Consider the following 24,686-nt stretch of genomic DNA (forward strand, 5'->3'; position numbering starts at 1 on the left):
GGGCCGATAACCTAGCAGCCGCCTTACTCAGCGATTGAAGCGCTCCGCCAGGCTGTGCAGATAATCCGCCATACCCTCCAGCTCCTGGCCAAGCGTCGCCCCCTGATGGGCCTGCTCAGCACTGCGATCAGAGAGTTGGGCGATCTGCGTAATCTGACGGCTGATGTCTTCGGCCACATGACTCTGTTCTTCGGATGCCGAGGCCATTTGCTGGCTCATGCCGGTAATCTGGCTGACCGCCGCGCTGATGCCATCCAGCGCGCTGCGCACAGACTCCACACTCTCGACACTCTGCTTGGAAATTGCTTCACCTTTGCCCGCCGTTACCACTGCCCGATCGGCACCCGCGCGCAGTGAGGAGATAATCTGATGGATCTGCTCAGTCGACTCCCGCGTGCGGGACGCCAGCGAGCGCACCTCATCGGCCACCACGGCAAAACCTCGCCCCTGCTCACCGGCGCGCGCGGCTTCGATTGCAGCGTTAAGTGCCAGCAGGTTGGTCTGCTCGGCAATCGAGGTAATCACATCGGCGACACTACCGATTGACTGAGTGGAGTTGGCCAGATCATTAACCGCCTGACCAATGTCCACCACGGCCTTAGCCATGTGCTGCATGGACTCCAGGCTACCGCCGGCCAACTGTAAACCCTGCTTGGCCAGGCGATCCGCCTCCTCTGCCGCATGTGAAGTGCTCTGTACGTTATGCGTAACTTCCTGGATGGTTGCGGCCATCTGGTTGATCGCCGTTGCCGACTGATCGGTTTCACTGCGCTGTTGATCAAGCATTTGCGCACTAGAGCGCGACAGATCCGCCGAGCGCGACGCATGCTTTTTGACGTTGTTCCCCGCATCCTCAATACGCGTCAACGCCGTCTGCAAACGTGCCTCTTCGCTGATCATGGCCATATCAAGCAAGGCTTGCGCACCACGGTTGTCGGTATAGGTTAAGGCGACCAGTGCACTGGTAAACGCCTTGGGGTGCTCGGCAAGTGTCTGCCTAATCAGGCGGCGCTTAGCCGCAAGCTGGTAGGAGCCGAGGCCAAACATTACGACAACAATTCCCCCGCAGAGCCAAGGGCCGCTGAGTACAAACTGCCCGCCGAGAATCAGTAAACCCGCCAGAATCAACGGCCATGACTGGATAATATCCAGCGTCCAGTACGCCAATTTAGGCACCGGCGGTTTGCCTTCACGCAAACGTGCATAGAGCTTATCCGCCCGCTGCTTCTGCGCTTCATTAGGCAAGGAGCGCACCGATTCATAACCTGCAACCTGGCCACCTTCATAGATCGGCGTGACATAAGCGCTGACCCAGTAGTAATCACCATTTTTCGAGCGATTCTTGACGATCCCCATCCAGGGCTTGCCCTGTTTGATGGTCTCCCACATATGGCCAAACACGGCGGGAGGCATATCAGGGTGACGCACGAGATTATGCGGCTGACCGATCAGCTCTTCACGCGTGAAGCCGCTGACGTCAACAAAGGCATCATTGCAGTAGGTGATGTTGCTGTTCAGATCAGTGGTGGAAATTAGCCGCTCATGCGCGGGGAAGGTTTTTTCTCGCTGGGTTACTGGGAGGTTCTGGCGCATAGTGAGCTATCCCTGTCTGATTTTTCGCAGCTGTGGCTGTAGGTCTAGCACAACAGTGCTAACTCGCTAGAAAATGCTTGCTTGAATTATTTACCGCCCGCGCGGCGGCAGACCTTGCATTGCACAGGGCCAGTCCGAACAACAGTAGAGTTACAGGGCGGTAGGCAGGTGCGCCCAAGCACAGACTTAGGCTAGCTGCGTCACAGACGCAGCTAGTTCTGGCGACTTATGAACGACGACGGCCGCGGTCGACAGGAGATGCCGGCGTATTACTGCGTACGGGAATAGGTTGCAGGGATGGCCGTTCACGCAGGCCAAGGGCAGCCAATAGGTCAAGCAAGGCGTTCTGCAATTTAGCGTTCATGTAAAAGCCTCCAACCAAGAACATCGATAAGTGCTTGGACACTCCCTCTCAGCCTAGTTCAGGCTGATTGAAAATGCCGGCCGCTTGCTCACCCGCGATTAAAACAATACACGCAGCCCCGCATACAACGTACGCCCCGGGCCTGGCTCAAAATAACGCGCGCCACCATCGTTGATGCGTAGGTTGTCGAAATACTCACGCCCAAGCAGGTTATCGATACCCAGGTAAGGCTCCACGCGTTGCTCGCCGATGCTCAAGTGCTTACCGAGACGCAGGTTCAGCAAGGCGTACCCCGGAGCTGACTGCGTATTGGCATCGTTAGCATATACCCGCGCCTGGGCGGTGACGCCCAAACGGACATATGCACCTTGTCGCTCATAGGCTATTTCGCTGAAAAAGCTTTGCCGGGGAATACCAGGGAGGCGTTTGCCTGAAAAGTCGCCAGTGGCCGTTTGAAACTCCGCAAAACGGTAGCGGTTGAAGGCGTAAGCCATGGACCAGCGCCAAGCCTCGGCCAGCTGCCAATCGACGCTCAACTCAACGCCATCACGGCGCGACTGCCCGGCATTGCGGTAGAAGTTACGTCCGGGCTGAGTCGGCAAACTAAATGCGAGCAACTCATCCTCCAGATCAATCCGATAAAGTGCCAGGGCATAGCGCAACGCGGGCCACTCGCCTTTGATCCCCAGCTCTCGGCTGAGCGCCTGGGCAGGCTGCAACACTGCATTGAACCCAGCGCCTTGTGGGCTTGCCAGCTCATTGACTGTCGGCGTTTCGAATGAGCTGGCCAGGCGGGCATACAGCGACTGCTGCGGGGTAAGGCGATAACTCAGGCCGGCGCTGTAGCTCCAGTCCTCCAGGCTGCGCGAGCCTGAATCATCGCGCCTGTCGGCCAGGTAACCGTCATCCACCGCCAAGCGCACGTGGTCATAACGCACGCCGAGCGTGGCCTGCCACGAGTCACTCAGGTCGAGTTGATCCTCAATAAACAGCCCCTGACTAAGCGCCGACTCATCTTGTTGCTGGCGCAACGGCCCGCGCTCGCCGAGCAGATTGTCGTAACGCCGCCGATCATCTCGCTGCGCCTCAAGATCGAAGCCGGTAGTGATTTTATGCGGCAGTCCCGCGAGTGCGCGGTGATGACTGTACTGCCCACCCACCCCGGAGAAATAACGCTCGAAGGTGGTCTGCCCGCTCGTGGCAAAGCCCAGTCGATTACCGAACTCACGCTGGCCCAGGTAACTGCGCAGTTGATATTGGTCGGAGCCCGCCGCATAGCCATCCCACACTAAACCCAGACGTTGCTGACGAATAAACTCATCGGCATCAAAGCGCAGGTTGTTCGCCGCTGGTTGCCGACGGTCCGTTTCAACCTGCGCCGCAGTCAAAGCGCCGGGGTCTTCAGCGCGGTTGTCGATGGCATTGAAGTTCAGTCGTAAGCGCCCTGTCGGCGCATACCAGCGCAGCTTGCCAGTCAGGCTATTGGTGTGCGCGCGACTGTGCTCGCGGTAACCGTCCAACCGGGTACTGTTGACTGCCAGCAGCGCACCCAAGTTGCCTGCACTGCCGCCGATTTCAGCGCGTATACGCTGATAGCCGAGGCTTGCTGTGCTCACATCCAGCTGCATCGAAGGCAGGGCCGGCGGCTCGCGGGTTTCAATGGCCAGCACGCCGCCAGCGGCATTGCCATATTGCACTGAGGCCGGCCCACGCAAAACCTCCATGCGCTCAACCAAACCAAGGTCGAGGCCGTCGAGTTCGGTCTGCCCGTCCGGCATGGTCAAGGGCACGCCATCGACCAACACCCGGATTCCGCGCACGCCAAAATTACCGCGCGCACCGAACCCGCGAATAGCCGGGCGCAGGCCTTGCGCGAGGTTGTAACGATTGAGGCTGAACACCCCTGGCACACGGGCCAGCAACGAGTCCAAGGCTAAACGCTGCTCACCTGGTGCGTCAGCCACATCAACCACGCTGACGGCGGCCGGCATGCTCAACCAGCGTGTACTGGTGCGTGGCGCTGTAATCAGCAACGGCGCCAACTCGTCAGCCGCGGCTGCGGTGTCGGCGGCCGCCTGTACCACGGCAGTATCGACAAGCAGACACGCAGCGACCGCAATGCCGCTTAGGGAAGAGCGCACGCCGCTCAGTACTCTCTGTCGGCTTGGTCTTTACGCCGATACGGGAAGACATCGATCACCTTGCCCGCGCGAATTGCCTCCTGCAGGCTTTTCCAGTAATCAGCGTCATACAACTCCCCATGCAGCTCACTGAACAACTTGCGCTGCTGCATATTGGCAAACAGAAACGGCGGAAACTCCTCAGGGAACACATCCATCGGTGCGATTGAATACCAAGGCTCGGAGGACATTTCATCTTCCGGGTAACGTGCTTGGGGTATACGCCGGAAGTTGGCTTCGGTCAGGAAACAGATTTCGTCATAGTCGTAGAACACCACGCGGCCATGACGGGTCACGCCAAAGTTCTTCAGCAGCATGTCGCCCGGGAAGATATTCGCTGCCGCCAACTGCTTGATGGCCAGGCCGTAGTCATCCAACGCTTCGCGCACCTGAGCCTCACTGCCACTCTCCACATACAAATTCAGCGGCGTCATGCGTCGCTCGGTCCAGCAGTGGCGCACCAGTACGGTGTCGCCATTAACCTCGACGGTCGACGGTGCGACCTCCAACAACTCGGCCAGGCACTGCGGATCAAACTTGCTCAACGGAAAGCGGAAGTCGGCAAACTCCTGGGTATCGGCCATGCGTCCGACCCGGTCGACCGTTTTCACCAGGCGGTACTTCTCGATCACCGTGTTGCGATCGACGTTTTTCGACGGCGAGAAACGGTCCTTGATGATCTTGAAGACGGTGTTGAAGCCCGGCAAGGTAAACACGCTCATGACCATGCCACGGACGCCGGGGGCCATGACAAACTTGTCATCCGTCGTCGCCAGGTGGTTGATCAGGGAACGGTAAAACTCCGACTTACCGTGTTTGTAGAAGCCGATCGAGGTGTACAGCTCGGCAATGTGCTTGCCCGGCAAAATACGCTTGAGAAAGCCGACGAATTCCGCCGGATAACCGACCCGTACCATGAAGTAGGAGCGGGTAAAGGAGAAGATAATCGACACTTCGGCCTCGTCGGTGATCAGCGCATCGGCCTGGATGCCCTGCCCTTCGCGGTGCAACAGCGGAATCACCAGCGGCCATTGCTCATCACAGGTGTAGATACGTCCCACCAGGTACGCACCCTTGTTGCGATACAGGCGTGAAGCAAACAGCTCAATGCGCAGATCAGGGTCCTTGCACACCCAGTCCGGCAGGCTTTGCCGCAATTGTTTGAACAGCCGGCTTAAGTCGCGCTCCAGGTTTTCGTAGCCAACCTCAAAACTGAAATCCTCGAAGATCTGCCGCAAAGCCTGCTCGACATCGCCCTTGGGTTCGTACAAGCGGGTTTGTGGGGTACGTGCATTAACCCGCAGTGCCGGGCGGGTGGTGTGGATAAACATGCAGCCGTCATTGATCTGGTCATGGCTGAACAACCCGCAGAAAATCGAGTTGAACCATGTCTCCGCCAACTCATCGTCATCGCGCAGGTTAATCAACACGATATAGGCCGACTTGACCAGTGGCCACTGCTCCACCTCCAGTAATACCTCAGCCGCATAAGCCTCGCGCAACTGCCGGCTAACAGCGCTCACACACTTTTCATACAGGGCAATACGATCCGCCGATGCCTCCTGGATTTCCTGCCACAGAGCCTGCTCAAATCGCACGCGCGCGCCGTTGGTGATCTGGCGGAACTGCTCACGGTAATCGTCAAAGCCTTCGAGGATAAGCGCAGCTATCGCGCCGGCCGGCCATTGCTGTGGCATAAACGAACCCCTACAGGTGAATGCGAACATTCCCTTGAGCTTATCCAGTGACTGCACCAAGTAAAAGCCGGCATTGCCTGGATACGCGCTTATCGCCAGCGAAATATTGCCAATCATCCGCTTTGAAAGTGCATTTCGAATTGCCTTGGCGCACCAGCCCGGCAACACTGTTCGGCCTTTTTAACTGCCTTGGAGCCCGCTGTGCGCCTTGTCGACCTGATGCGTCTGCTGTTGCTTGCTGCTATCTGGGGCGCGAGCTTTCTGTTTATGCGCATCGTTGCGCCTGTGCTCGGCAGCATGCCGACTGCTTTTTTCCGCGCCAGCCTGGGCATGCTTGGGCTGCTGGCGATTCTGCTGCTGATGCGGGTGCGCTGGGACTTCAACGGCAAGCTCAAGCACTGCCTGATTTTGGGAGTAATTAACGCAGGCCTGCCTTCTGCCATGTACTGCATGGCAGCGCTGGTATTGCCCGCTGGTTATTCGGCCATCTTCAATGCCACCACGCCGATGATGGGCGTGTTGATCGGCATGTTGTTCTTTGCTGAGGCCATGACTATGAGCAAGGCCGCTGGAGTAGCTGTCGGCCTATTTGGCGTCGCCGTGCTGACCCGCACTGGCCCAGTGGAGTTTGACCTGACCTTGCTGCTCGGCGCAGCCGCCTGCCTGATTGCGACGGCCTGCTATGGCTTTGCCGGCTTTCTTACGCGGCGCTGGATCGGCATGCAGGGTGGCCTGGATAACCGCCTAACTGCCTTTGCCAGCCTGTGTGGTGCAAGCCTATTTCTATTGCCGCTGTTCGGTGGCTCGCTGGTTATACAACCGCCTGCTAGCTGGGGTGGGCTCGACGTCTGGCTGTCTCTCGCCGGGCTGGGTTTTATCTGCACGGCGCTCGCCTACGTGTTGTATTTCCGCCTGCTAAGTGATGTTGGCCCGATCAAGGCCAGCACCACAACTTTTCTGATCCCGCCTTTCGGCGTGCTGTGGGGCGCACTGCTATTGGATGAGCCGTTGTCTTGGGCCTATCTGTACGGCGGCGTGTTGATTGCGATCGCCCTGTGGCTAGTGGTACGCCCCAGCACAAGTGCGCAACCTGATCGCAGCTGAAAACAAAACACCCTGCGCGAATCAAGTCCACGCAGGGTGTTGGGATGACTGCCTGAAGAACCCGCGAATACCGGGTTTTCAATCACCGATTGATTACAGGCTCAGTTGGCGATTGGACGCTTTGAGGAACTCGCCCTTGAGCTCTGCAAAGGTGTGCACAGCCGGAAACTGTGGGAATTCACGGATCACATTGTCCGGGGCATGGAACAAGATGCCGGCATGAGCCTCACTAAGCATGGTGGTGTCGTTGTACGAGTCACCCGCCGCAATGACCCGGTAGTACAGGCTCTTGAAGGCAAGTACCGACTGACGCTTGGGGTCCTTCTGACGCAGCTGGTAATCCACCACGCGATCGCTTTCATCGGTGATCAGCTTGTGGCACAACAACGTCGGGAAACCCAGCTGCCGCATCAACGGCTGGGAGAACTCATAGAAAGTGTCCGAAAGAATCACCACCTGAAAGCGCTCTCGCAGCCAATTCACAAACTCCACTGCGCCGTCTAAAGGCTTGAGTGTGGCAATCACTTCCTGGATGTCGGACAGCTTCAAGCCGTGCTCATCCAGAATGCGCAGACGCTGTTTCATCAGCACGTCATAGTCCGGAATATCCCGGGTAGTCGCCTTCAGCGATTCGATGCCAGTTTTTTCCGCGAAAGCGATCCAGATTTCCGGGACCAGCACGCCTTCCAGGTCGAGACACGCGATTTCCACAGGACACTCCTAGCTTGGATTTATTTGAGAGGCGGCACTCTAGCGGCTCCCCCAGCGCTCTGCAACGCAGAGCCTTATACCCAAATGACAGGTCTACTGAGGTACTTCGTTATTTAGTCGCATAACTTGCTTTTGCTACCATCACGGCACAAGACGCTCGACGTCACCCTAACTAGGAATTAAGCCCGATGAGCCTTCCCTTCGACGTAGCCGAACTGGCGACGAGCTACGCCAACAAGTCGCCACAAGAGATTCTCAAACTCGCCTTCGAACACTTCGGTGATGAACTGTGGTTGTCCTTCAGCGGCGCGGAAGACGTGGTGTTGGTCGACATGGCCTGGAAACTCAACAAAAACGTCAACGTATTCAGCCTCGACACCGGCCGCCTGCATCCGGAAACCTATCGTTTTATCGACCAGGTGCGTGAGCACTATGGCATCAGCATCGACGTACTTTCTCCCGAGGCCACGGCACTGGAGTCCCTCGTCAAGGAAAAGGGCCTGTTCAGCTTCTACAAGGACGGTCACGGTGAATGCTGTGGCATCCGTAAAACCGCCCCACTACGGCGCAAACTCGCCACGGTAAAAGCCTGGGCCACCGGCCAGCGACGCGATCAAAGCCCTGGCACACGCAGCCAGGTTGCAGCGGTCGAAATCGATGCGGCCTTTTCCACAGCAGACAACACCCTGTACAAGTTCAACCCGCTGGCACAGATGAGCAGTGAAGATATCTGGGCCTATATCCGCATGCTGGAGCTGCCTTATAACAGCCTGCATGAGCGCGGTTTTATCAGCATCGGCTGCGAACCCTGCACTCGCCCTGTGCTGCCGAATCAGCATGAACGCGAAGGTCGCTGGTGGTGGGAAGAGGCCACACAGAAAGAGTGCGGTTTGCATGCCGGCAACCTGATCGCCAAGAGCTGATGGCAAGAGCAAATATAAAAAAGGCCAGTCATGGACTGGCCTTTTCCGTTAACCGAATCTCTCAGCTCTTATCTGCCGGCCTCTGTCGGCGCACCATATAACGCTCGACATAGGAACACGACGGAATCACGGTGTAGCCCAAGCGTTCTGCATACTGCAGTGCGTGCTCGGTCAAAGCCGCAGCGATCCCTCGTCCACGCAACGAGTTGGGCACAAAGGTGCGATAGATATCCAGCGTCTGCTTGCCAAGATCCATATAAGCCAGATACGCCCGATCACCATCCACTGTGGTCTCGAATTGATGACCCGCCAGGTCATGGTGAATGGACAACGCCTCGCTCATCGCAACTCCTCTGTTCACTCGCTCAACCCGCCCGTTGCTTCTATAGCAACGGGGACAACTTTCTTACCTATTAAGTTGTAGGCGACTACCGCGAGCTTATCAGGCCACAAGCTGCGAGGTCACGTGAATCAATGGCTTAGATCACACAAAGCGGCAGTTGGCTATGTGTAAAAGCGAAGCACTGCATCTACCGGCGATGTAATTTTCCACGCAGTTCGCAGTAGCTCATCCGCCTGAAAACCCCGAAATTACGTTGCGGACTTTTTAACGACTGCAGCACTAAACCTCCATAAATACTGCGCAAATAACGCCCAGCCACTCTAAAACTGCTTATTTTTTAAGCAACTGACACCCCGTAGATGCTCCGCTCTGCAGTAATCAGAAAAAAAGCGCTGCGCCTTGCCTTGCCTCCGTTTACTTACTACACGTTATAGGTACTATGTACGCCGGCTAATTTCCTACTATCTGGAAATTGCTTTTATGGAAAACCTCCACCTCAAGGGGAACACGATGAACAACGTTCTGAAATTCTCTGCTCTGGCATTGGCCGCAGTTCTGGCCACCGGTTGCAGCAGCATGTCCAAAGAAACTGAAGCTCGTCTGACTGCAACTGAAGATGCAGCTGCTCGCGCTCAAGCCCGTGCCGACGAAGCCTACCGCAAGGCTGATGACGCTATGGCCGCTGCTCAGAAGGCTCAGCAAACTGCTGACGAAGCCAACGAGCGCGCTCTGCGTATGCTGGAAAAAGCCAGCCGCAAGTAATAGCTCACAAGGCTATGAAAAGCCGACCCAGTCTCTGGGTCGGCTTTTTTATTGGCTATGTTCCGATAACTGTTGAGAAGCTGAGGACGTAGCCCATCAAGATAGGCATGTTCATGCAGCGCCAATAGGTCACTGAGAACGACAGGAAGACCACAACAGCCGTTTTGGAGTTTGGATGCAGAGCAATGGCCACCCACAAAAAACCCTACTGCCTCAACGGGCCGTAGGGTTGGATAAAGCAGATATAGGGTAAGCGATTACGCTTTAGCCTCTTCAGAACTGGCCTTCACAGCACTGATCACTTTAATCAGCTCTTCCTTATCTATGGGCTTGGTGATGAAGCCATCCATACCTGTTTCAAGATAGTGGGAGCGATCACCCGCCATGGAGTGGGCGGTCACCGCAACAATAGCGGGACACTGCTTACCCAGCGCAGCACGAATCAGTTGGGTGGCCTCGACCCCATTCATATCTGGCATGGAAATATCCATGAGAATCAGGTCAAAACGTTGTTCCTGTGCGACCTGCAAAGCTTGAGCACCACTGTCGGCATATTTCAATACGTAGCCTCGACCTTCGAGCAAACACTCCACAACTAACTGATTTGTCGGGGAGTCATCGACCACCAAAATACGCAGACCGCCCTGCTTTGCCCAATTTGGCTCAGCGCTCTTGCACTCTTCAACTGCCGGCTTTAAGTGAATACATGCCAAGGAGAGGGTAAAACTGAAGCGTGCGCCGCCAAGCGAGGATTCACTCACCAGAATCTCACTGCCCATCAGCTGAGCCAGGCGCTGAGAAATAGCCAATCCCAAGCCCGCCCCCCCATGCTCACGCGTTAGCGAGGCGTCCCCTTGGGCAAAAGCCTCAAACAATCGCGGACGCATTTCTTCAGATACACCAGGACCAGAGTCGTCGACGCTGAATGTAAAGGCCGACTGTCCATTCACATCTGGTTGCGCGTTGATTGATAAGCGAACAGTGCCTTTTTCTGTGAATTTGACTGCATTGGACAACAGGTTAAACAACACCTGACGCAACCGCACGCTGTCGCCAATGCAGTGAGCCGGTAGCCCATCGCTGGTGTTATAGACAAAACTCAAGCCCTTTTGCTCGCAGGAAAATTCCGCATAATTAAGCACTGGTTTAATGAGGTCAACAAATTGAAAGGGCGCACTCTCCAGTTCTAAGTTGCCAGACTCTACTCGTGTCAAATCGAGGATTTCGTTTACCAGAGATAGCAGATGCTTACCTGAGCGCGCAGCCACACCGACACGTGAGCGCTCCTCGACCGACAATCGGCTGGAAGGCTCCAAAGCGGTCAGAATTCCGATGACCACATTCAGTGGCGTGCGTAACTCATGGCTAACCGTTGCGAGGAACGTACTCTTGGCATCATTGGAAATATCCGCGCGTTGGCGGGCTTCAATCAGTTCAAGCTCTTTACGCTTGAGGTCAGTGATGTCAACCCGAATACCAGCGAGGCCGCCATCACGCATGCGTCGCTGCACAACCCGCAACACTCGGCCATCACTTAAATACTCCTCATAATGCGACTCACCACTGCGGTGTAACTGCAGCTTGCTTTCCAGCACATCAATATTTGCAGAGCGATCGCTCTGCGTAGCAAATTGACCGCGCTCAATACCGTACTCAATCAGGCGTCGCGCCGAAGTGCCGGGTTTAATAACAGCATCACTGCGCTCATAAAAACGACGAAAATTGGCATTACACAAAACCAGTCGATCCTGCGCATCGAAAATGGCAAACGCATCAGGAATGGCTTCGATCGCATCAACCAAGCGGTACTCGCTGTGACGCAAGTTGTCAGTGGCTTCCTGCACCATACGACGCAAACGAACGGGCAAGCGCAGCAAGCTATAAAATGCCACAGCTAAGATCAGCACTAGGGCGGCATAGGCTAAACGCGGGCCCAACTTGTAGCCGTTTTTTTGAGTCCAGCCCACATCTGGCACACCCGCCAGTTGCCATACACCACCCGGCAACACCACATCCAGGGTGATGGGCGTGTTGGCAAATACCTCAGGCTGGCCATAAATCAGCTCCCCCTGAGCCCCCAGTCCATCTTTGCCGCGCATGGCAATCTCAACAGCGGCTGACTCCCCGACTGCCTGATGAGCGCGTTCAACAATTGCTCCCCAATCAATCAGGACATTGGCAAACCCCCAAAAGCGCTCTTGCGATTGGTTGGGCTCTGTCACGAAAATCGGATAACGCCCAATGACAGCGGTTCCACCCTGAATAAGCTTGACCGGCCCGGCTACCCATAACTCTCGCCCATCAATCGCCCGCTGAGCTGCTTTACGACGCTCAGGATCACCCAGCAGGTTATGGCCTATAGCCCCTTTGTTTGCATCATAGGGCCAGACATAGGTGACGATACCGTCGGGGGCCAGTTGCAGGCTCTTGATGTGCTCATCTTTGTTGGCCAACTCGGCAGCAACACGAAAGAACAACTGCTCATCGATGGTTTGACTCACCATAGGCAGTGCGATCAAGCCTTTTACCAAATACAAATCGCCATTGAGGTAGGACTCAAGCTGCGCCCTGACTACGGACAACTTTTGCAGGACGGACTGTTCCTCTAACGAACGCTGGGCACGATAGTCCTCTTGGTAGTAAGCGTACGAAGCAAGCAGGCCGCCAGCAGCCAGCAGAGTGGCCAAGCAGGCCGCGACGAAACCGCGCTGCCACCAATGCACGGATTGATCAGTGCCTGGGGTTTTCACTGTATTAAGTGCGGTCATACGTGGCCCTCCTTACGAATACAGAAGTACCCCGCAAAATACAGGCCAGTTTTAGCGAAACCTAAAAAGCTCGGTATAAAGTACCGCGCAGCCTTCTAGGACGGCTGCATGCACTGTCAGCAAGGGACCGCCGTTGCGAAAGCAAGACGTTTTTGCGGAAAAACAGATCAAGCTCACGCAAGTTGCATTGCATTTTGCAAAGCAAATTGCGTCATTGTCAGCTCTGCAGTTCTTCCTCAGGCGACTTCTCCCACGCCTGACGCTTGCGATATAAAGTTGAGGCGCTGACCTCTAGCAGCGCTGCAGCCTTTGGCAAGTTGCCATCACACAGCGCAATTGCCCTTTCAATGATCAATTTTTCCTCAATCCACAGCGGGCGAATTTCGTTATCCGCCTGAACAGAGCTCGCCGGCGCTGAGGAAATGCCTGAACGCACAAGCGCTGATGGCGCAGGAGGGGGTGATAAATGCGGCGTTGCGCTTTGCTGGAGTCCTCCGCGCAGCGACTCAGGCAACATATCGACTGTAATCTGCTCGCCCTCACCCAGCACCACCATGTTCATGATGGCGTTTTGCAGTTCGCGAACGTTACCCGGCCACGGGTACGCTTGGATGATGGACTCCACCTCCGCCGAAAAGCCCTGAAATGCCTTGTTTTCATTGGCACTTATGTCTTGTAACAGGTGATTGGCGATGAGCAGACTGTCGCTGCCACGCTCGCGCAAGGGTGGCAGTCGCAGGGGGATGACATGCAAACGGTAGTAAAGGTCCTCGCGAAACCGACCCGCCCTCACCTCTTCCAATGGGTCTCTGTTGGTGGCACAGACAAAACGGATATCGACCTTCTGGCTCACACTTGAGCCGACCTTCTGAAAAGTACCCGACTGAATAAAGCGCAACAGCTTGCTTTGCAGTTCTAGGTCCATTTCGCAAAGCTCATCAAGAAACAATGTGCCGCCGTCGGCCAAAGTCGCAGCGCCATCGCGCTCGGCATGGGCCCCGGTAAAAGCCCCCTTCATATGGCCGAATATCTCACTCTCCATCAAGTCTCGTGGAATAGCCGCACAGTTGATGGTCAGAAAAGGTTTGTCAGCGCGGTCGCTTAGGCGATGAACAGCCTCAGCACAGAGTTCTTTACCGGTTCCACTTTCACCCGTAATGAAAATGCTGGCGCGGCTGGAAGCTGCGCTCTCGATAATCCTGTAAACCCCTTGCATCACTGGAGATGCACCGATCAGGTTTTCAAAGTGATCGCGTTCATAACGCTGCTGGTAGCTGTCCAGCATGTCTTCCAGACGATGCTGCTTAAGCACATTGTTGACCGTCACCAGCAGCCGCCCTGCCTCCATAGGCTTACTCAGGAAGTCCTCTGCACCCAGGCGCATGGCTTCCATGGCAACCTTGGCCGAGTCACTCGCAGTAACGACCACTACCGGTACATCGATGGTTTTTTTCTTCAGGTAACGCAACACATCAAAGCCGTGCATATCAGGCAGAGTCAGGTCCAGTAACAGGAGATCAAACTGTTCCTCGCCCAAGGCCACCAATCCATCCTGACCGTTTTCGGCATGAACCACGCGGTGCCCCTGCCCCTGCAGGTACTCGCTATACAACGTGGCCAAAGGCAGGCTGTCTTCAATTAATAGGATCGAGCCTTCGATTTGATTCTTGTGCATAAATCCCCCTATGCCGGTACGGCAATATTGAAGCGCTGGCGGTAGCATTGCAGTGTGTCGCGCAATGTGTCGCCGACCTCTGGCAACAATTGCTGCACACGCTCCGGCTCCATACGTTTGCAAGCCGACTCTATTTCACGGGCTAGCACGGCCAGTTGGGCTGCGCCAAAGGTGGCCGCATTACTTTTCAAGGTATGCGCTTCAATCTCCACACCATGACAGTCGAGACTGGCAAAGTGCGCCGCAATAGCGTCCACGCGCTTCTGCGCCTCAATCACAAACAAACTGATCATGCGATCGAGCATGGCGTCCGATGTTTCCTGAGCAAGGCGCGCCAACACCGCCTCGTCCATCAATTTCAATGCCGTCATGCTGTGTTCTCCTGTTTCCACACTGTCGCGATTGAGCAAGCCATCATCAATGGCCTGCACTAATGCCTCACGCGTAAATGGTTTGCCGAGAAAACCGCGCATGCCTGCTGCCAGGCAACGCTGAGTATCTGCATGCCCCGCATTTGCAGTGAGCGCTACAATCGGAATATCCGCATAGGCCGTTGCGCTTTCGCGAATGCGCCGCGTAGCTTCCAGCCCATCCATGCGCGGCATGCGCATGTCCATCAGAATCAGATCAAACGCTTGCTCAGCCAACAGCATCAATACTTCGTGACCGTTGTTAGCGACTTCTACTTGAAAACCCGCTTGTTCCAACATGTTCATGGCGACGAGTTGATTAGCCTCGCTGTCCTCAGCCAACAGAATGCGTTCGGTACGCATCACTTGGCCTTGATGCTTCTTTGAAGGAGCAGCTTGAACTTGGCCTGATGTGCCCTGCTGTAGGACCTGGACCAGACGTGAATAGCGAACTGGCTGCTCAATAACCGCAAAATAATCTGCTTGACCCTCGACGTAATATTCAGCCAGCCACTTACGCCTGGCCATCAATACAATCCGCCCTCCGGATTCATGAATGTGGTTCAAATGTTGTTCAATCGCGGGATCTTTCGCTAACTGCACATCGACAAATACCCAGTCCACTTCTGCAGACGGCTCCTCGGCATAGGCAAACTTATGACGCTCGGCCTGCAAGCCAAGCAACGCAAACTGCTTAACCATGGCAGCGCCCATAACCCTATTGTCGGTCACGACCCATACCCGACCAGTCAGAGAGGTAGACGCTGCAGCGGCCTCAACAACACCCAAGGGAATAGCAAAGCTGAACGTCGATCCCTGCCCCAAGGTACTGTCCAATTGAATAGCACCGCCCATGGCTTCAACCAGTCGGTAACAAATGGATAACCCCAGGCCTGCTCCGCCATGTAGGGTGGCATCGGTACTGTCGACCTGGGTAAACGCTTCGAAAATCTCGGCTTGTTTGGTTCTTGGAATACCAATACCGCTGTCACTAACCGTGCATTCGAGGCTGAATTGATCCGCGGTTCCGGGCTGCATAACTACCTGCAGAACCACCCCACCCTCTTGGGTAAACTTAATGGCGTTATCAATCAGATTGAGCAACACCTGGCGCAATCTAAATTCATCGCCACGGCACAGCGTGGGCAGGCTCGGGTCGTAGAGCATACCCAAGTCAATCTGCCGATCACTCAGGCGAAACGCTTCTACAGCAAGCACCGATTCACAGAGTTCGAGCAGATCGAAAGGCTCATTACTCAACTCCACCGCACCTGACTCAATGCGTGCAAAATCCAGAATGTTGTTTATCAGGCCCAACAGCACACCGGCGGACTGTTCTGCGGACTCGGTATATAGCCGCTGCCGATAACTCAACTCGGTGCCGCCCAACAATTCCACACAACCCAACATGACGTTCAACGGTGAACGTATCTCGTGGGTAACATGCGCCAGAAAATCTGACTTGGCCTGGCTGGCCTTTTCCGCCGCATCTTTAGCGGCCAGCAAGCTCTGCTCAGTCTGTTTACGCTCGGTCAGGTCACGCAACACCAGCGTGACTAAACGCTGCTCACCCAACTGCACAGGAACATGAGTAAAACTCAACGGGATGCTCACGCCATCCTTGCGCCGCGCGACAAGTGTCTGCTGATTAAGCTCAATAGATTGCGGCTCACTTGGCTTACTGGCCAACTGCGTAAGTAAATCATCGCCACCCTCGACCAAGGTGATCGCCTCTAGCAGAGGCTGCCCGCGTAACTGCTCGATCTTTTGTTGAAACATCTTTGCCGCACCGGGGTTGGCATCCACCACCCGGTTCTGCCCGTCCAAGACAAAAATGGCATCCGGACTGGCCGTCGACAACGCTTCTTTCAGTCGTTCTCGACGCTCTAGCTCGGCCTGGATGGCCAGTTCAGAGGTCAAATCGCGGAACGCCAAAGCGAACTGACGGTGTTGGTTCTCCCATAATCTTGCGACACTCAGCTCAACCCATATAACACTGGTGCCTACACAAAATTTAATGCGTCCCAGATGCAGGCGGGTTTCGTCATCAGCTTCGTGATCGAGCTGTATCAAGCTACTGCGCAGGCGCTGTTCCTGAATCGGATCATCAAGTAAGCAAGTAAGGCCTTGCTGCGTTAGCGCGTGCTGAGTCAGGCCCAACGTACATTCGGCTGAACTATTCATCTCAATAATCTGTAGCTCGCCATCGACGATTAATACGCCATCGGTGATGGTATCGAGCAGTGCAGCCAAACGCTGCTCACGCACGGCTAAGCGGCGGGCATTTTCAGTTGCCTCACTCACGGCTACGTCGCGCTCTGCCTCACGCTGCGACAGCGCGCGTGCCATTCGATTAAAGGTGTGGGCAAGACCTCTGAACTCGCTGCTGGCGGTCATACCCAACTGCAAATCCGTGTTCCCCTCCACGATCTCATTCAATGCATTACGCAGGTTACGCAGATCGCGCGTCAGTACCACGCCAATCAACCAGGACGTCAGGACCACCAGAATCAATGCCATTAATGCGACGACTATCAGTCGGTCTCGAGCGACCTCAAGGACCTTTTCAAAGGCTGCCGTAGAAGTCCCCAGCTCCAAAAAACCAATAGGAAACTCGTCGACATAAATGACCTTCTGCACATCAAACACACCGTCATCTACGCTGCCTACCGACAGATCCGCTGAGTACTCGATCGAGGATGGCGGGCTACTGCCGAGGTCGATAAGAACACGTTGATTGTCACGAATGCGTAAATACTGGCTATCGGGATTGGTCATGAAAAGTGCCCCAACGGCATCCAATGCCGCGAGATCCGACGCCACTACCGCGTCGCGAATCAGCACCGAAAGCTTGTCAGCCTCTGCATCAAAACGCTGGGTGAATGACTGCTCATTGGTAGCCCGTAAGAAATACACACTGGTACCCACCAGACCAGCCAGTGCCAATATCTCGAGCAACGCAATCCCCAGGATCACTTTGAGGCGAAAGGACATCATGGGGTGCTATCCGCAGGGTCACTGATGGTGCCTTCCACGCCCTGCCAATCAATCTCTCGGATAGCGTCATAATCGCTGTCGGTCACCGCGTTGAAAGTCTGGATATTTAATTTCGCCAACAGGCTGCGTCCTTCAGCAGTCTCGCTCAGGCTCACCATTGCCTGCTGCAGCTGCTCTTGCACCGACGCAGGTACACGCGGATGAGCGGCAATCGGATGGGGGGTATAGCCGGGTGACTGCCAGAGCACCCTTAACGACTCCCGCGCTTCGGCTGTGGTGCTATTCAGCGTGCGCATCACGCCTCCGCCTGCTGCAGCAAAACCGCGCTGTACATTGAGGTACACCGAGTCGTGCGAGCGCACAAATTGCACATCGACTGATACCCCCAGGGCCGCCAGCTCCTTGCGCGTAATCAATGAAGCGGCAAATGCTGCCGGAGAAGGAAAGACCACACGCTGCCCGGCAAGGTCTTCAAGTCGCTGGTAGGGGCTATCACGCCGCACCACTATCAGCCCTTTCAGTCGATTAGGCGCCTGTGCGGCCAACGCCCTGTAACCGGGTGCCTCGCTGAAAACGGCGTAGTGATAGGGGTTCATATAAGCCACATCATAATCACCACGGCGCAAGGCCTGCTGAAAGGCCGGAATATCCACTGCGGTTTTAAACACCAGCTCGAGGCCACTGGTCTTGCGTACCTGCTCAATTAGCGGCTGCCATAAGGAAAACAGCTTTGCCGCTGGTTGCTGTGGCACTACCCCCAGACTCATGACCTCGGCAGTCACCGACTGCAGCCCCAGCAGGCCAAACAGAAGAACCACACGCAGTAGGCGTACGCTGCAGGTTTGAATGCTTTGCTGATTCATAGGCTGGGCTCGCTTGGCGAATGTACATAGGTGCAAAGCAAATTCAGTACCACTGCTCGGCATGGCCCTAAAATCGCAAACGTGGCTCAATTTCCAGCCAAAAAATTGCAATTTGCTTCTTATTTTGCAATTCACCCTAGGAGCTCACTGTCGAATTTGCAAAATTAAGCTTCGCCTTTGCGCGTCTGGAATTAGCGCTAAAGCATTAGATCGTGGCGGATTTTTCTGGTTTGCGTAACGTTGGCATGCTTCTCGCTGAGACCTAGCAAACGAGCAGACAGCAGGATTTTGATCATGGCCACCTTGAACACCGAGCTGCAGCAGCTAGATCTCAAGCCAAGGAGCGAGCCACCGCTGACAGTGTTAATTGTCGACGATGACGCGCTGATTCGCATGCACCTGCGATTGGCGCTCTCCAGTGAAGGATTGGTTATCGACGAAGCCAGTGACGCCACCCGAGCCCTGCGCCTGGCGGCTAACAATCATTTTGATATCGTCCTGATGGATGTACGCATGCCCGGTCTGGACGGTTTTTCTGCATGTGAAGAGCTTAAGAAACTGCCTGGACACGATTCGACACCGGTGGTGATGCTTACGGGCATGGATGATCAGGAGTCCGTCCGGCGCGCCAGTGAAGTGGGTGCCGTTGACTACATGAACAAGCCCTTGAACACCAGCGTACTGGCCAAACGCATCCGTCATATTGTCCAGGCTCAACGCAATTCGCTGGAATTAGATAAACAGCGCGCGAGCCAAGATGCGCTATTGCAGGTTATTCCGGATGGCATACTGCATTTCGACGCTGAGGGCATTTTGCTGGCGTCGAAGTTTCCGGATAACGCCCCCGGCTTGCTCTCACGCAGCTCTGCGATTGGCAGCGACATCAGTGAGGTATTTACCGGCGTCCACTCATTTGAGCCACTTAAGGCTCTGCGTAAAGCCCTCCAGGGCGACAGCACAGCCAGCCAGATTATCTATCCAGGCCAGCAACAGCATATTTATGAAGTGCGCTTTATTGCCAGCAGCCCTAATGATGTGATGTGTGTTCTGCGCGATATCAGCCAGCAGGTCATGCAGCAGCGTCATATCGACAAGTTGTCACTGGCCGATGGCCAAACAGGTCTGCCGAACCACACCTGCTTGTTACAGGTGGGCCAACGCAAGCTGGATACCCATCCGGCGATACCGCTGCACTTACTGCAGCTTAACTTTGCCCAATATCCCGCCATCAAGAACAGCGTCGGCAGCAAGATAGCCGACAAACTGATTGAGGTCGTCACCCATACATTGATCAAAACAGCTGGGGTCAGTCAGCCACGAGACCTCAATCAAACCGCACACCTGCCGTTTCTTGCCCGCAGTGCTGATGCCGAGTTTCATTTGCTGTTGGCTGACAGTGATGAGCATGACGCCATATCGCGTCTGCTAGAAGATTTGCAGAAGGCATTCGCAGCACCCATTCGGGTCGCGCAATATGAATTCCGCATGCCGCTTTTCGCCGGTATCGCCAGTGCCGATGAGGCGCATGGCAATATCGACGAGCTGCTAAAGATGTGCGGTCTTGCTACGCAGAAAGCCAGCCAATTCGATGCGCCCAACACCGTCTTCTATAGCCCTGAGTTACAGCAAAAAAGTCAGCGGAACTTGAGCCTGGAAAGCTGCTTACGTAAAGCCATCAGCCAGGGCGAACTGGAACTGCTGTATCAGCCCAAGGTGTGCTCGCTCAGTGGAAAAATTAAAGGCGTGGAAGCCCTCAGTCGCTGGAAACACCCTCAGCTAGGCAACATTTCACCCATGGAATTTATTGCCCTGGCCGAAGAAACCGGACTGATCCTGCCGTTGGGCGAAATGGTGCTCGAGCAGGCCTGCAAACAAAGCCGTATCTGGCAACTGGCCGGGTATACCGATGTCCCTATCGCGGTGAATGTCTCCGGGCATCAATTCAACCAGCGCATGGTTGACCAGCAGTTACTGGCGTTGCTTGAACGTATGGACGTATCACCGCAGGCGATTGAACTGGAGATCACCGAAAGTGTTCTGGTCGAGCAGGCTCACGTGCGAAAGCTGCTGGAGCGGATAAGAGAGCGAGGTATTCGTATTGCAATCGATGACTTCGGCACCGGGCATTCTTCGCTGAGCATGCTCCAGGATTTCCCCGTCGACATCCTCAAGATAGACCGTGCCTTTATCAGTGAAATTACCGACTCCCGTCGCACTTACGCCATTGTCGACACCATCATTGCCTTGGGACATGCCTTGGAGCTGACCCTTGTGGCAGAAGGTATCGAGACCGATACGCAGCTCTACTACCTGCGCGAACGCAATTGCCAGCTGATCCAAGGCTACCTAACCGGTCGCCCCATGCCGGCTAAAGCTATCGAACAACACTATCTCTCGGCAGCCAATACGCCTGAAACCACTCAGCTGGATAGCTCTTTGCGTCAGGCGTCACGTGCACTTGGCAAACCGTCTGCTCGAGTAGGCTGAGCGAAGCCGTATACGTATTATTTGTGCCCACCCTCAAGGCTCACGGTTCGTAATTAACGAATTCTGGACACAGGTTTATCCGGCCAGTGATTGGCTCCACTGGCACTCTCTCTCCGTTGCAACTAGATGGCCGCTGACGGTGGTGCTGGCCCGTCAAATTTCGCAGCACGACACGCTCAGCCTGCCCATGATGGGTAGAGCCATTCTCCGGCATTCTTTCTGATTTAAAACTTCTGAAAAAACGCTCCAGCGGTGCGTTATTTCAATAGTTTTCACGCCGGCTCATATTCTGTTTGATCCGCTAGCACCAACGTATTTGGCGGAGCTCGATGCTGGTAAATGACCGCCCTAGTCAGAGTGAAATGTCAGCTACTTGAATCGCCCCGAGTTCCTGCCCAAATGTACATCACGCACCGCATCACACCTGCCCGGGATCGTTCACCGTGAGTTGCCGATCCAGCTCGTTAGTCGCGATGGAGCGCTCAACATCAGTCCTATTGGTAACGCTGCATGCACCATTGTGTGCTGAACACTCTGCCCTTTTTTAACAGGCCGTCGACCAAGAAATGAGCCCCTTGATCCGCAGCGTCAGGCACTACAGGTAACGTTCTAGTGCCCGCTGCGCCGCGACTTTATAGGCCTACTTCAGAAGCCTGTTGACTGTTGCATTCCGCCGATGATCTGCACGGTGGCTCCGCATGCATGAACGCCAAGTACCAGGTACCGCTCTGCAGGTGAATACCGCTCGCCCAACACCCCGATCAAGTCTATTGATCGGAGTGTTGGGCGATATGAGAGTGATCGTGCTGTATTGCTGGACGAAGCTTAGCGCCCTGTCCGACTGCCCTGAATTGTGGGCCTCAACACGCCATCGAGAATGTTTAGGGTGCAAAAGCCCCCTCGCCACGTGGAGCCGTGCTGCGCCAGCTTCCCTGCCCGGCATCGGCCGGCAGGTTGACCCTAAATGGCGCGCTAAACGCCTCTAAGGCATTCTGCTCAGGATCATCTGGGGACGGAACTGCCTCGGCACTTTTCAACTGCACGAATGCCTCACAGAGTATCTCGCCCTGTAACGGGGAAAGAATCGGATCTAGTAATCTGCGAACCTGCTTTCTGATGTTCGACTGATCCAGTGCCTGATTGATCGCGACAAACACGGCGGCATCGACCAACTCAGTTTGCTGCAGGGATGTAGCCTGCGGGCAACACAGGGTGCCTACCTCAATGGGGTCCAGTTGCTCTCCGAACGGCAGCAGGGTCAGATTGACTGCCGCCAGGGTGCTTTCAAGAGTGAGATTGATCAACGGCAGATAATTCGCCAGCACATCACCTTCATCCTCATAGGACTCCGGGCAGCTACACGGCTCTAGGGTGTTGACCAGGCACTCATTAAAGCTGGGCTCGGTTCCGGCCTGATCAAGGCTGACGACCTCACAGGGCTTGCCACTCACCACGCTTTGCGAGGCCCAGCGCGAACCTATCTGCTCAGCATCAATCGGACAGGCTTGCGGTGTTTCACGAAACAGCGCCCCCGGCAGCCCGTTAGCTCCTCGGCCAACCGCATAGTTAGGCTGCCCTTGCAGGGCATTGAAGTAGCTCACGCTTCCTGAACCCGAGATACCATCTACGCCAGTATTATCGGTGGCTTCGTCACTGGTGGCTTTGATGCAGGGATCACCCTCACAACTATTGCCAGCGTAATAGAGCGGTTCGCGACTGGTAAAACGATCATCGCGAACACCAATGAGCGTTCGGTAATTAGTGCTCTGGGTACGGTCGATATAGAACAAGCGCGGCGCATCGTGTTCATCAAAACCAACCGCTTCACCGAGCAAACGTCCTTCGGCATCCACCACCACGGTCACTTGCGACTGCTGACTGACATAGCGTTTGATCAGGGCGTCGCGAATCGCCACGATGCCCACCAATGTGCCGATAAATAAAATAGTCACCAGCAGAATCAGTTCAAGGGTAATGACAAAGCCGCCTTGGGCTTTTTTCTGCTGGCTAGGCACCCAATCGCCCATGGCGTTATCGTGGTTCCAAGTACTCATAGTTGATCTCCAAGGCCGCGCTAACTATCTAAAAAAGCCTAAAGCAGCTGCTTAATAATCGTGATGGCGTCATAGAGTTGCGCGCCTGCTGGATAAATCACCAACAAGAAAAACATGGGCAGACACACCAAGCCCAGCGGCAGCAGCATTTCCATGCTTTTTCGGTTAAGCAACTCAATTGCCAATGTGCGTTGTTTCTCCAGCAGGATCTGCGATTGTTTTTCCAGGGTCTGACGAATAGGCGCTCCAACCTGAGTGCCTACCTCCAAAACCGCCGCCAGACGTCGCAGTTCCTGTACTCCGGTGCGCCGCCCCATGCTCTGCAGCGCTTTGCGCAGGGACTGTCCTGCATCGAGCTCAACACATACCAGTAATGCCTCGCGCGCGAGTGGGTGCTCAGCCTTAAAGCCGAAACGCGCAGCATGATCAAAGGCTTGCGACAAAGATGAACCGGATGTGAGGTAGGCACATAGCAGGTCGACGAAGAAGCTCAGGCTTTGCTGAATACGAATGCGCCGCTGGACACGTCGTTTCAACAACCAGATATCTAGGGCAAAGAAGCCAAGCAGGCTCAGCACAAGCAAAACCAGCGGATGCCCCCAAGGACCAGGGAACTCCAGTAGCACCAGCGGGAATAACAACGCTATAGCCAGTTTGCACGGCCAATAGAGCAAGCGGATATGACTCGGCATAATCCCGGCCTGACGAATCAACTGTTGTGGGAACACCAGACGCGATAACACGCTCGGCGGTGCCTCACGCTCAAGCAACTGAAACCCCTCATCCAATGTCAGCTCAGGGCGCAGCAGTACAGCCACCATGGCCAGACACAGCAGCAATACGATCAGCAAGGTGGCATCGAGCAAAAAACCGTTCATCACTCATCACTCCGCAGAATTCGACGCATCCATAAAAAGCCACATATCTGACAGAGCAATGCGCTCAACATCAGAGTTGGCCCCAGTGGCTCTTGGGTAAGCGGGATCAGCCAATCCGGCTCTTTCCAAAGAAAGAATGGAATCAGGATGTAAGGGAAAAAACCGGCAAACAGCAGTGCATAGCGCGCGCCAGACAGCTGACCTTGCATGCGCTGACGATAGAAGCTGCGCTCACGCAGAATATTGCCCAGCGCCTGCAGCAACCCCTCGAAGTCGCCTCCCGCATGCCACCGCGAAGCCAGGGTGTCGGCAAACAGGCGCACCCCCTCACTCGAGTAGAGGCGCAATAACGGCTTGCAGGCCTCATCCACCGAAGCGCCCAGTTCAAGACGCCGGATAATCTCGTAGAGGGCTTTGCGCACAAAGCCTTGCGCCCCGTCGGCAGCAACCTGGAGAGCCCGCAACGGCGGTGTACCACCCGCAGCAGCGGCATACATCAGGTCCACTACGTCAACCAAGGCGGTCTCGAACTGCCGTGAACGCCATGCGGCCAAGTCATTGATCAGCAACAACGTTACCGGCAGCAATATCAGGGCGGCCACAAGGGCTAACGTGAAACGGGTTGGGAATACGCTGAGAAACAGACTGAATACCGCGGCGCTAACCAGCAGCACTCCGCCAATAAAGAGCGCCGGACGCAACTGAATATTCAGTACACGCAACAGCCGGGCAAGGCCCAAGGGCCTATCCTGAGGCTGCATGATCGAATCAAGCGAAACAGCCTGCTGCTCACCCGCGCTTAAGCGACGAAACACCAGTACAGCTGACGCCAGCATGGCAACTACCGCTAGCAGACCAAGCATTAGCTCCGCCATGG

General features: G+C 55.3%; 17 protein-coding genes. 4 read left to right on the forward strand and 13 right to left on the reverse strand.

Annotation, left to right across the window (positions count from 1 at the left end):
- Positions 1-27 precede the first annotated feature (27 nt).
- The 4 genes from Q0V31_RS17430 to aceK form a co-directional block, all read right to left on the reverse strand.
- Positions 28-1,593 carry a PAS domain-containing methyl-accepting chemotaxis protein gene (locus Q0V31_RS17430; RefSeq protein WP_298189854.1) on the reverse strand — a complete coding sequence of 522 codons (1,566 nt, stop codon included), beginning with the start codon at positions 1,591-1,593 and terminating at the stop codon, positions 28-30.
- A 226-nt stretch (positions 1,594-1,819) separates the two neighbouring features.
- Complete coding sequence (locus Q0V31_RS17435) at positions 1,820-1,957, reverse strand: PA1414 family protein (protein ID WP_298189856.1); 138 nt, start codon at positions 1,955-1,957, stop codon at positions 1,820-1,822.
- Positions 1,958-2,055: 98 nt separating this feature from the next.
- The gene (locus Q0V31_RS17440; RefSeq protein WP_298189858.1) at positions 2,056-4,098 is read right to left on the reverse strand and encodes a TonB-dependent receptor; all 2,043 of its coding nucleotides are present in this window, start codon (positions 4,096-4,098) and stop codon (positions 2,056-2,058) included.
- Positions 4,099-4,103: 5 nt separating this feature from the next.
- Positions 4,104-5,834 carry a bifunctional isocitrate dehydrogenase kinase/phosphatase gene (aceK, locus tag Q0V31_RS17445; RefSeq protein WP_298189860.1) on the reverse strand — a complete coding sequence of 577 codons (1,731 nt, stop codon included), beginning with the start codon at positions 5,832-5,834 and terminating at the stop codon, positions 4,104-4,106.
- Positions 5,835-6,035: 201 nt separating this feature from the next.
- On the opposite strand from aceK, the gene Q0V31_RS17450 reads away from it, so the two are divergent.
- Entirely contained in the window at positions 6,036-6,938 is a 903-nt protein-coding gene (locus Q0V31_RS17450) for a DMT family transporter (RefSeq protein ID WP_298189862.1), read from the forward strand.
- Between the two features lie 93 nt (positions 6,939-7,031).
- On the opposite strand, the gene thrH is transcribed toward Q0V31_RS17450, so the two are convergent.
- Positions 7,032-7,649: a bifunctional phosphoserine phosphatase/homoserine phosphotransferase ThrH gene (gene thrH / locus Q0V31_RS17455; protein ID WP_298189865.1), complete on the reverse strand. Its 618-nt coding sequence runs from the start codon at positions 7,647-7,649 to the stop codon at positions 7,032-7,034.
- 188 nt (positions 7,650-7,837) lie between these two features.
- On the opposite strand from thrH, the gene Q0V31_RS17460 reads away from it, so the two are divergent.
- Positions 7,838-8,572, forward strand: coding sequence for a phosphoadenylyl-sulfate reductase (locus Q0V31_RS17460; protein WP_298189868.1), 735 nt, complete (start codon positions 7,838-7,840; stop codon positions 8,570-8,572).
- Between the two features lie 61 nt (positions 8,573-8,633).
- Here Q0V31_RS17460 and Q0V31_RS17465 read toward each other — a convergent pair whose 3' ends face one another.
- Complete coding sequence (locus Q0V31_RS17465; protein ID WP_298189870.1) at positions 8,634-8,915, reverse strand: GNAT family N-acetyltransferase; 282 nt, start codon at positions 8,913-8,915, stop codon at positions 8,634-8,636.
- Positions 8,916-9,425: 510 nt separating this feature from the next.
- Between Q0V31_RS17465 and oprI the strand changes: the two genes are divergently transcribed.
- Positions 9,426-9,677: an outer membrane lipoprotei OprI gene (gene oprI, locus Q0V31_RS17470; protein WP_090242095.1), complete on the forward strand. Its 252-nt coding sequence runs from the start codon at positions 9,426-9,428 to the stop codon at positions 9,675-9,677.
- Positions 9,678-9,934: 257 nt separating this feature from the next.
- Here oprI and Q0V31_RS17475 read toward each other — a convergent pair whose 3' ends face one another.
- The 4 genes from Q0V31_RS17475 to Q0V31_RS17490 all read right to left on the reverse strand — a co-directional run bounded on the left by Q0V31_RS17475 (position 9,935) and on the right by Q0V31_RS17490 (position 18,390).
- Positions 9,935-12,445 (reverse strand): response regulator, encoded by a 2,511-nt coding sequence (locus tag Q0V31_RS17475; protein WP_298189873.1) that lies wholly within the window; start codon positions 12,443-12,445, stop codon positions 9,935-9,937.
- A 217-nt stretch (positions 12,446-12,662) separates the two neighbouring features.
- The gene (locus Q0V31_RS17480; protein WP_298189875.1) at positions 12,663-14,120 is read right to left on the reverse strand and encodes a sigma-54 dependent transcriptional regulator; all 1,458 of its coding nucleotides are present in this window, start codon (positions 14,118-14,120) and stop codon (positions 12,663-12,665) included.
- A gap of 8 nt (positions 14,121-14,128) precedes the next feature.
- Entirely contained in the window at positions 14,129-17,527 is a 3,399-nt protein-coding gene (locus Q0V31_RS17485; RefSeq protein WP_298189877.1) for a response regulator, read from the reverse strand.
- The gene (locus Q0V31_RS17490; RefSeq protein WP_298189879.1) at positions 17,524-18,390 is read right to left on the reverse strand and encodes a phosphate/phosphite/phosphonate ABC transporter substrate-binding protein; all 867 of its coding nucleotides are present in this window, start codon (positions 18,388-18,390) and stop codon (positions 17,524-17,526) included. The genes Q0V31_RS17485 and Q0V31_RS17490 overlap by 4 nt, the downstream gene beginning before the upstream one ends.
- A 294-nt stretch (positions 18,391-18,684) precedes the next feature.
- Between Q0V31_RS17490 and Q0V31_RS17495 the strand changes: the two genes are divergently transcribed.
- Positions 18,685-20,877 (forward strand): EAL domain-containing protein, encoded by a 2,193-nt coding sequence (locus tag Q0V31_RS17495; RefSeq protein ID WP_298189882.1) that lies wholly within the window; start codon positions 18,685-18,687, stop codon positions 20,875-20,877.
- Positions 20,878-21,758: 881 nt separating this feature from the next.
- Here Q0V31_RS17495 and Q0V31_RS17500 read toward each other — a convergent pair.
- Genes Q0V31_RS17500 through Q0V31_RS17510 form a run of 3 tightly spaced genes read right to left on the reverse strand, consistent with a single transcriptional unit; the run spans position 21,759 to position 24,684 of the window.
- Positions 21,759-22,931, reverse strand: a complete 1,173-nt coding sequence (locus tag Q0V31_RS17500; RefSeq protein ID WP_298189884.1) for a hypothetical protein — start codon at positions 22,929-22,931, stop codon at positions 21,759-21,761.
- 38 nt (positions 22,932-22,969) lie between these two features.
- On the reverse strand, positions 22,970-23,809 hold the full coding sequence (locus Q0V31_RS17505; protein WP_298189886.1) for a type II secretion system F family protein: 840 nt from the start codon (positions 23,807-23,809) through the stop codon (positions 22,970-22,972).
- Positions 23,809-24,684 carry a type II secretion system F family protein gene (locus Q0V31_RS17510; protein ID WP_298189888.1) on the reverse strand — a complete coding sequence of 292 codons (876 nt, stop codon included), beginning with the start codon at positions 24,682-24,684 and terminating at the stop codon, positions 23,809-23,811. Before Q0V31_RS17510 ends, Q0V31_RS17505 begins: the two co-directional genes overlap by 1 nt.
- Positions 24,685-24,686: the final 2 nt, after the last annotated feature.

Source organism: uncultured Pseudomonas sp. (assembly GCF_943846705.1).
In the GTDB taxonomy this organism is placed as follows: Bacteria; Pseudomonadota; Gammaproteobacteria; order Pseudomonadales; family Pseudomonadaceae; genus Aquipseudomonas.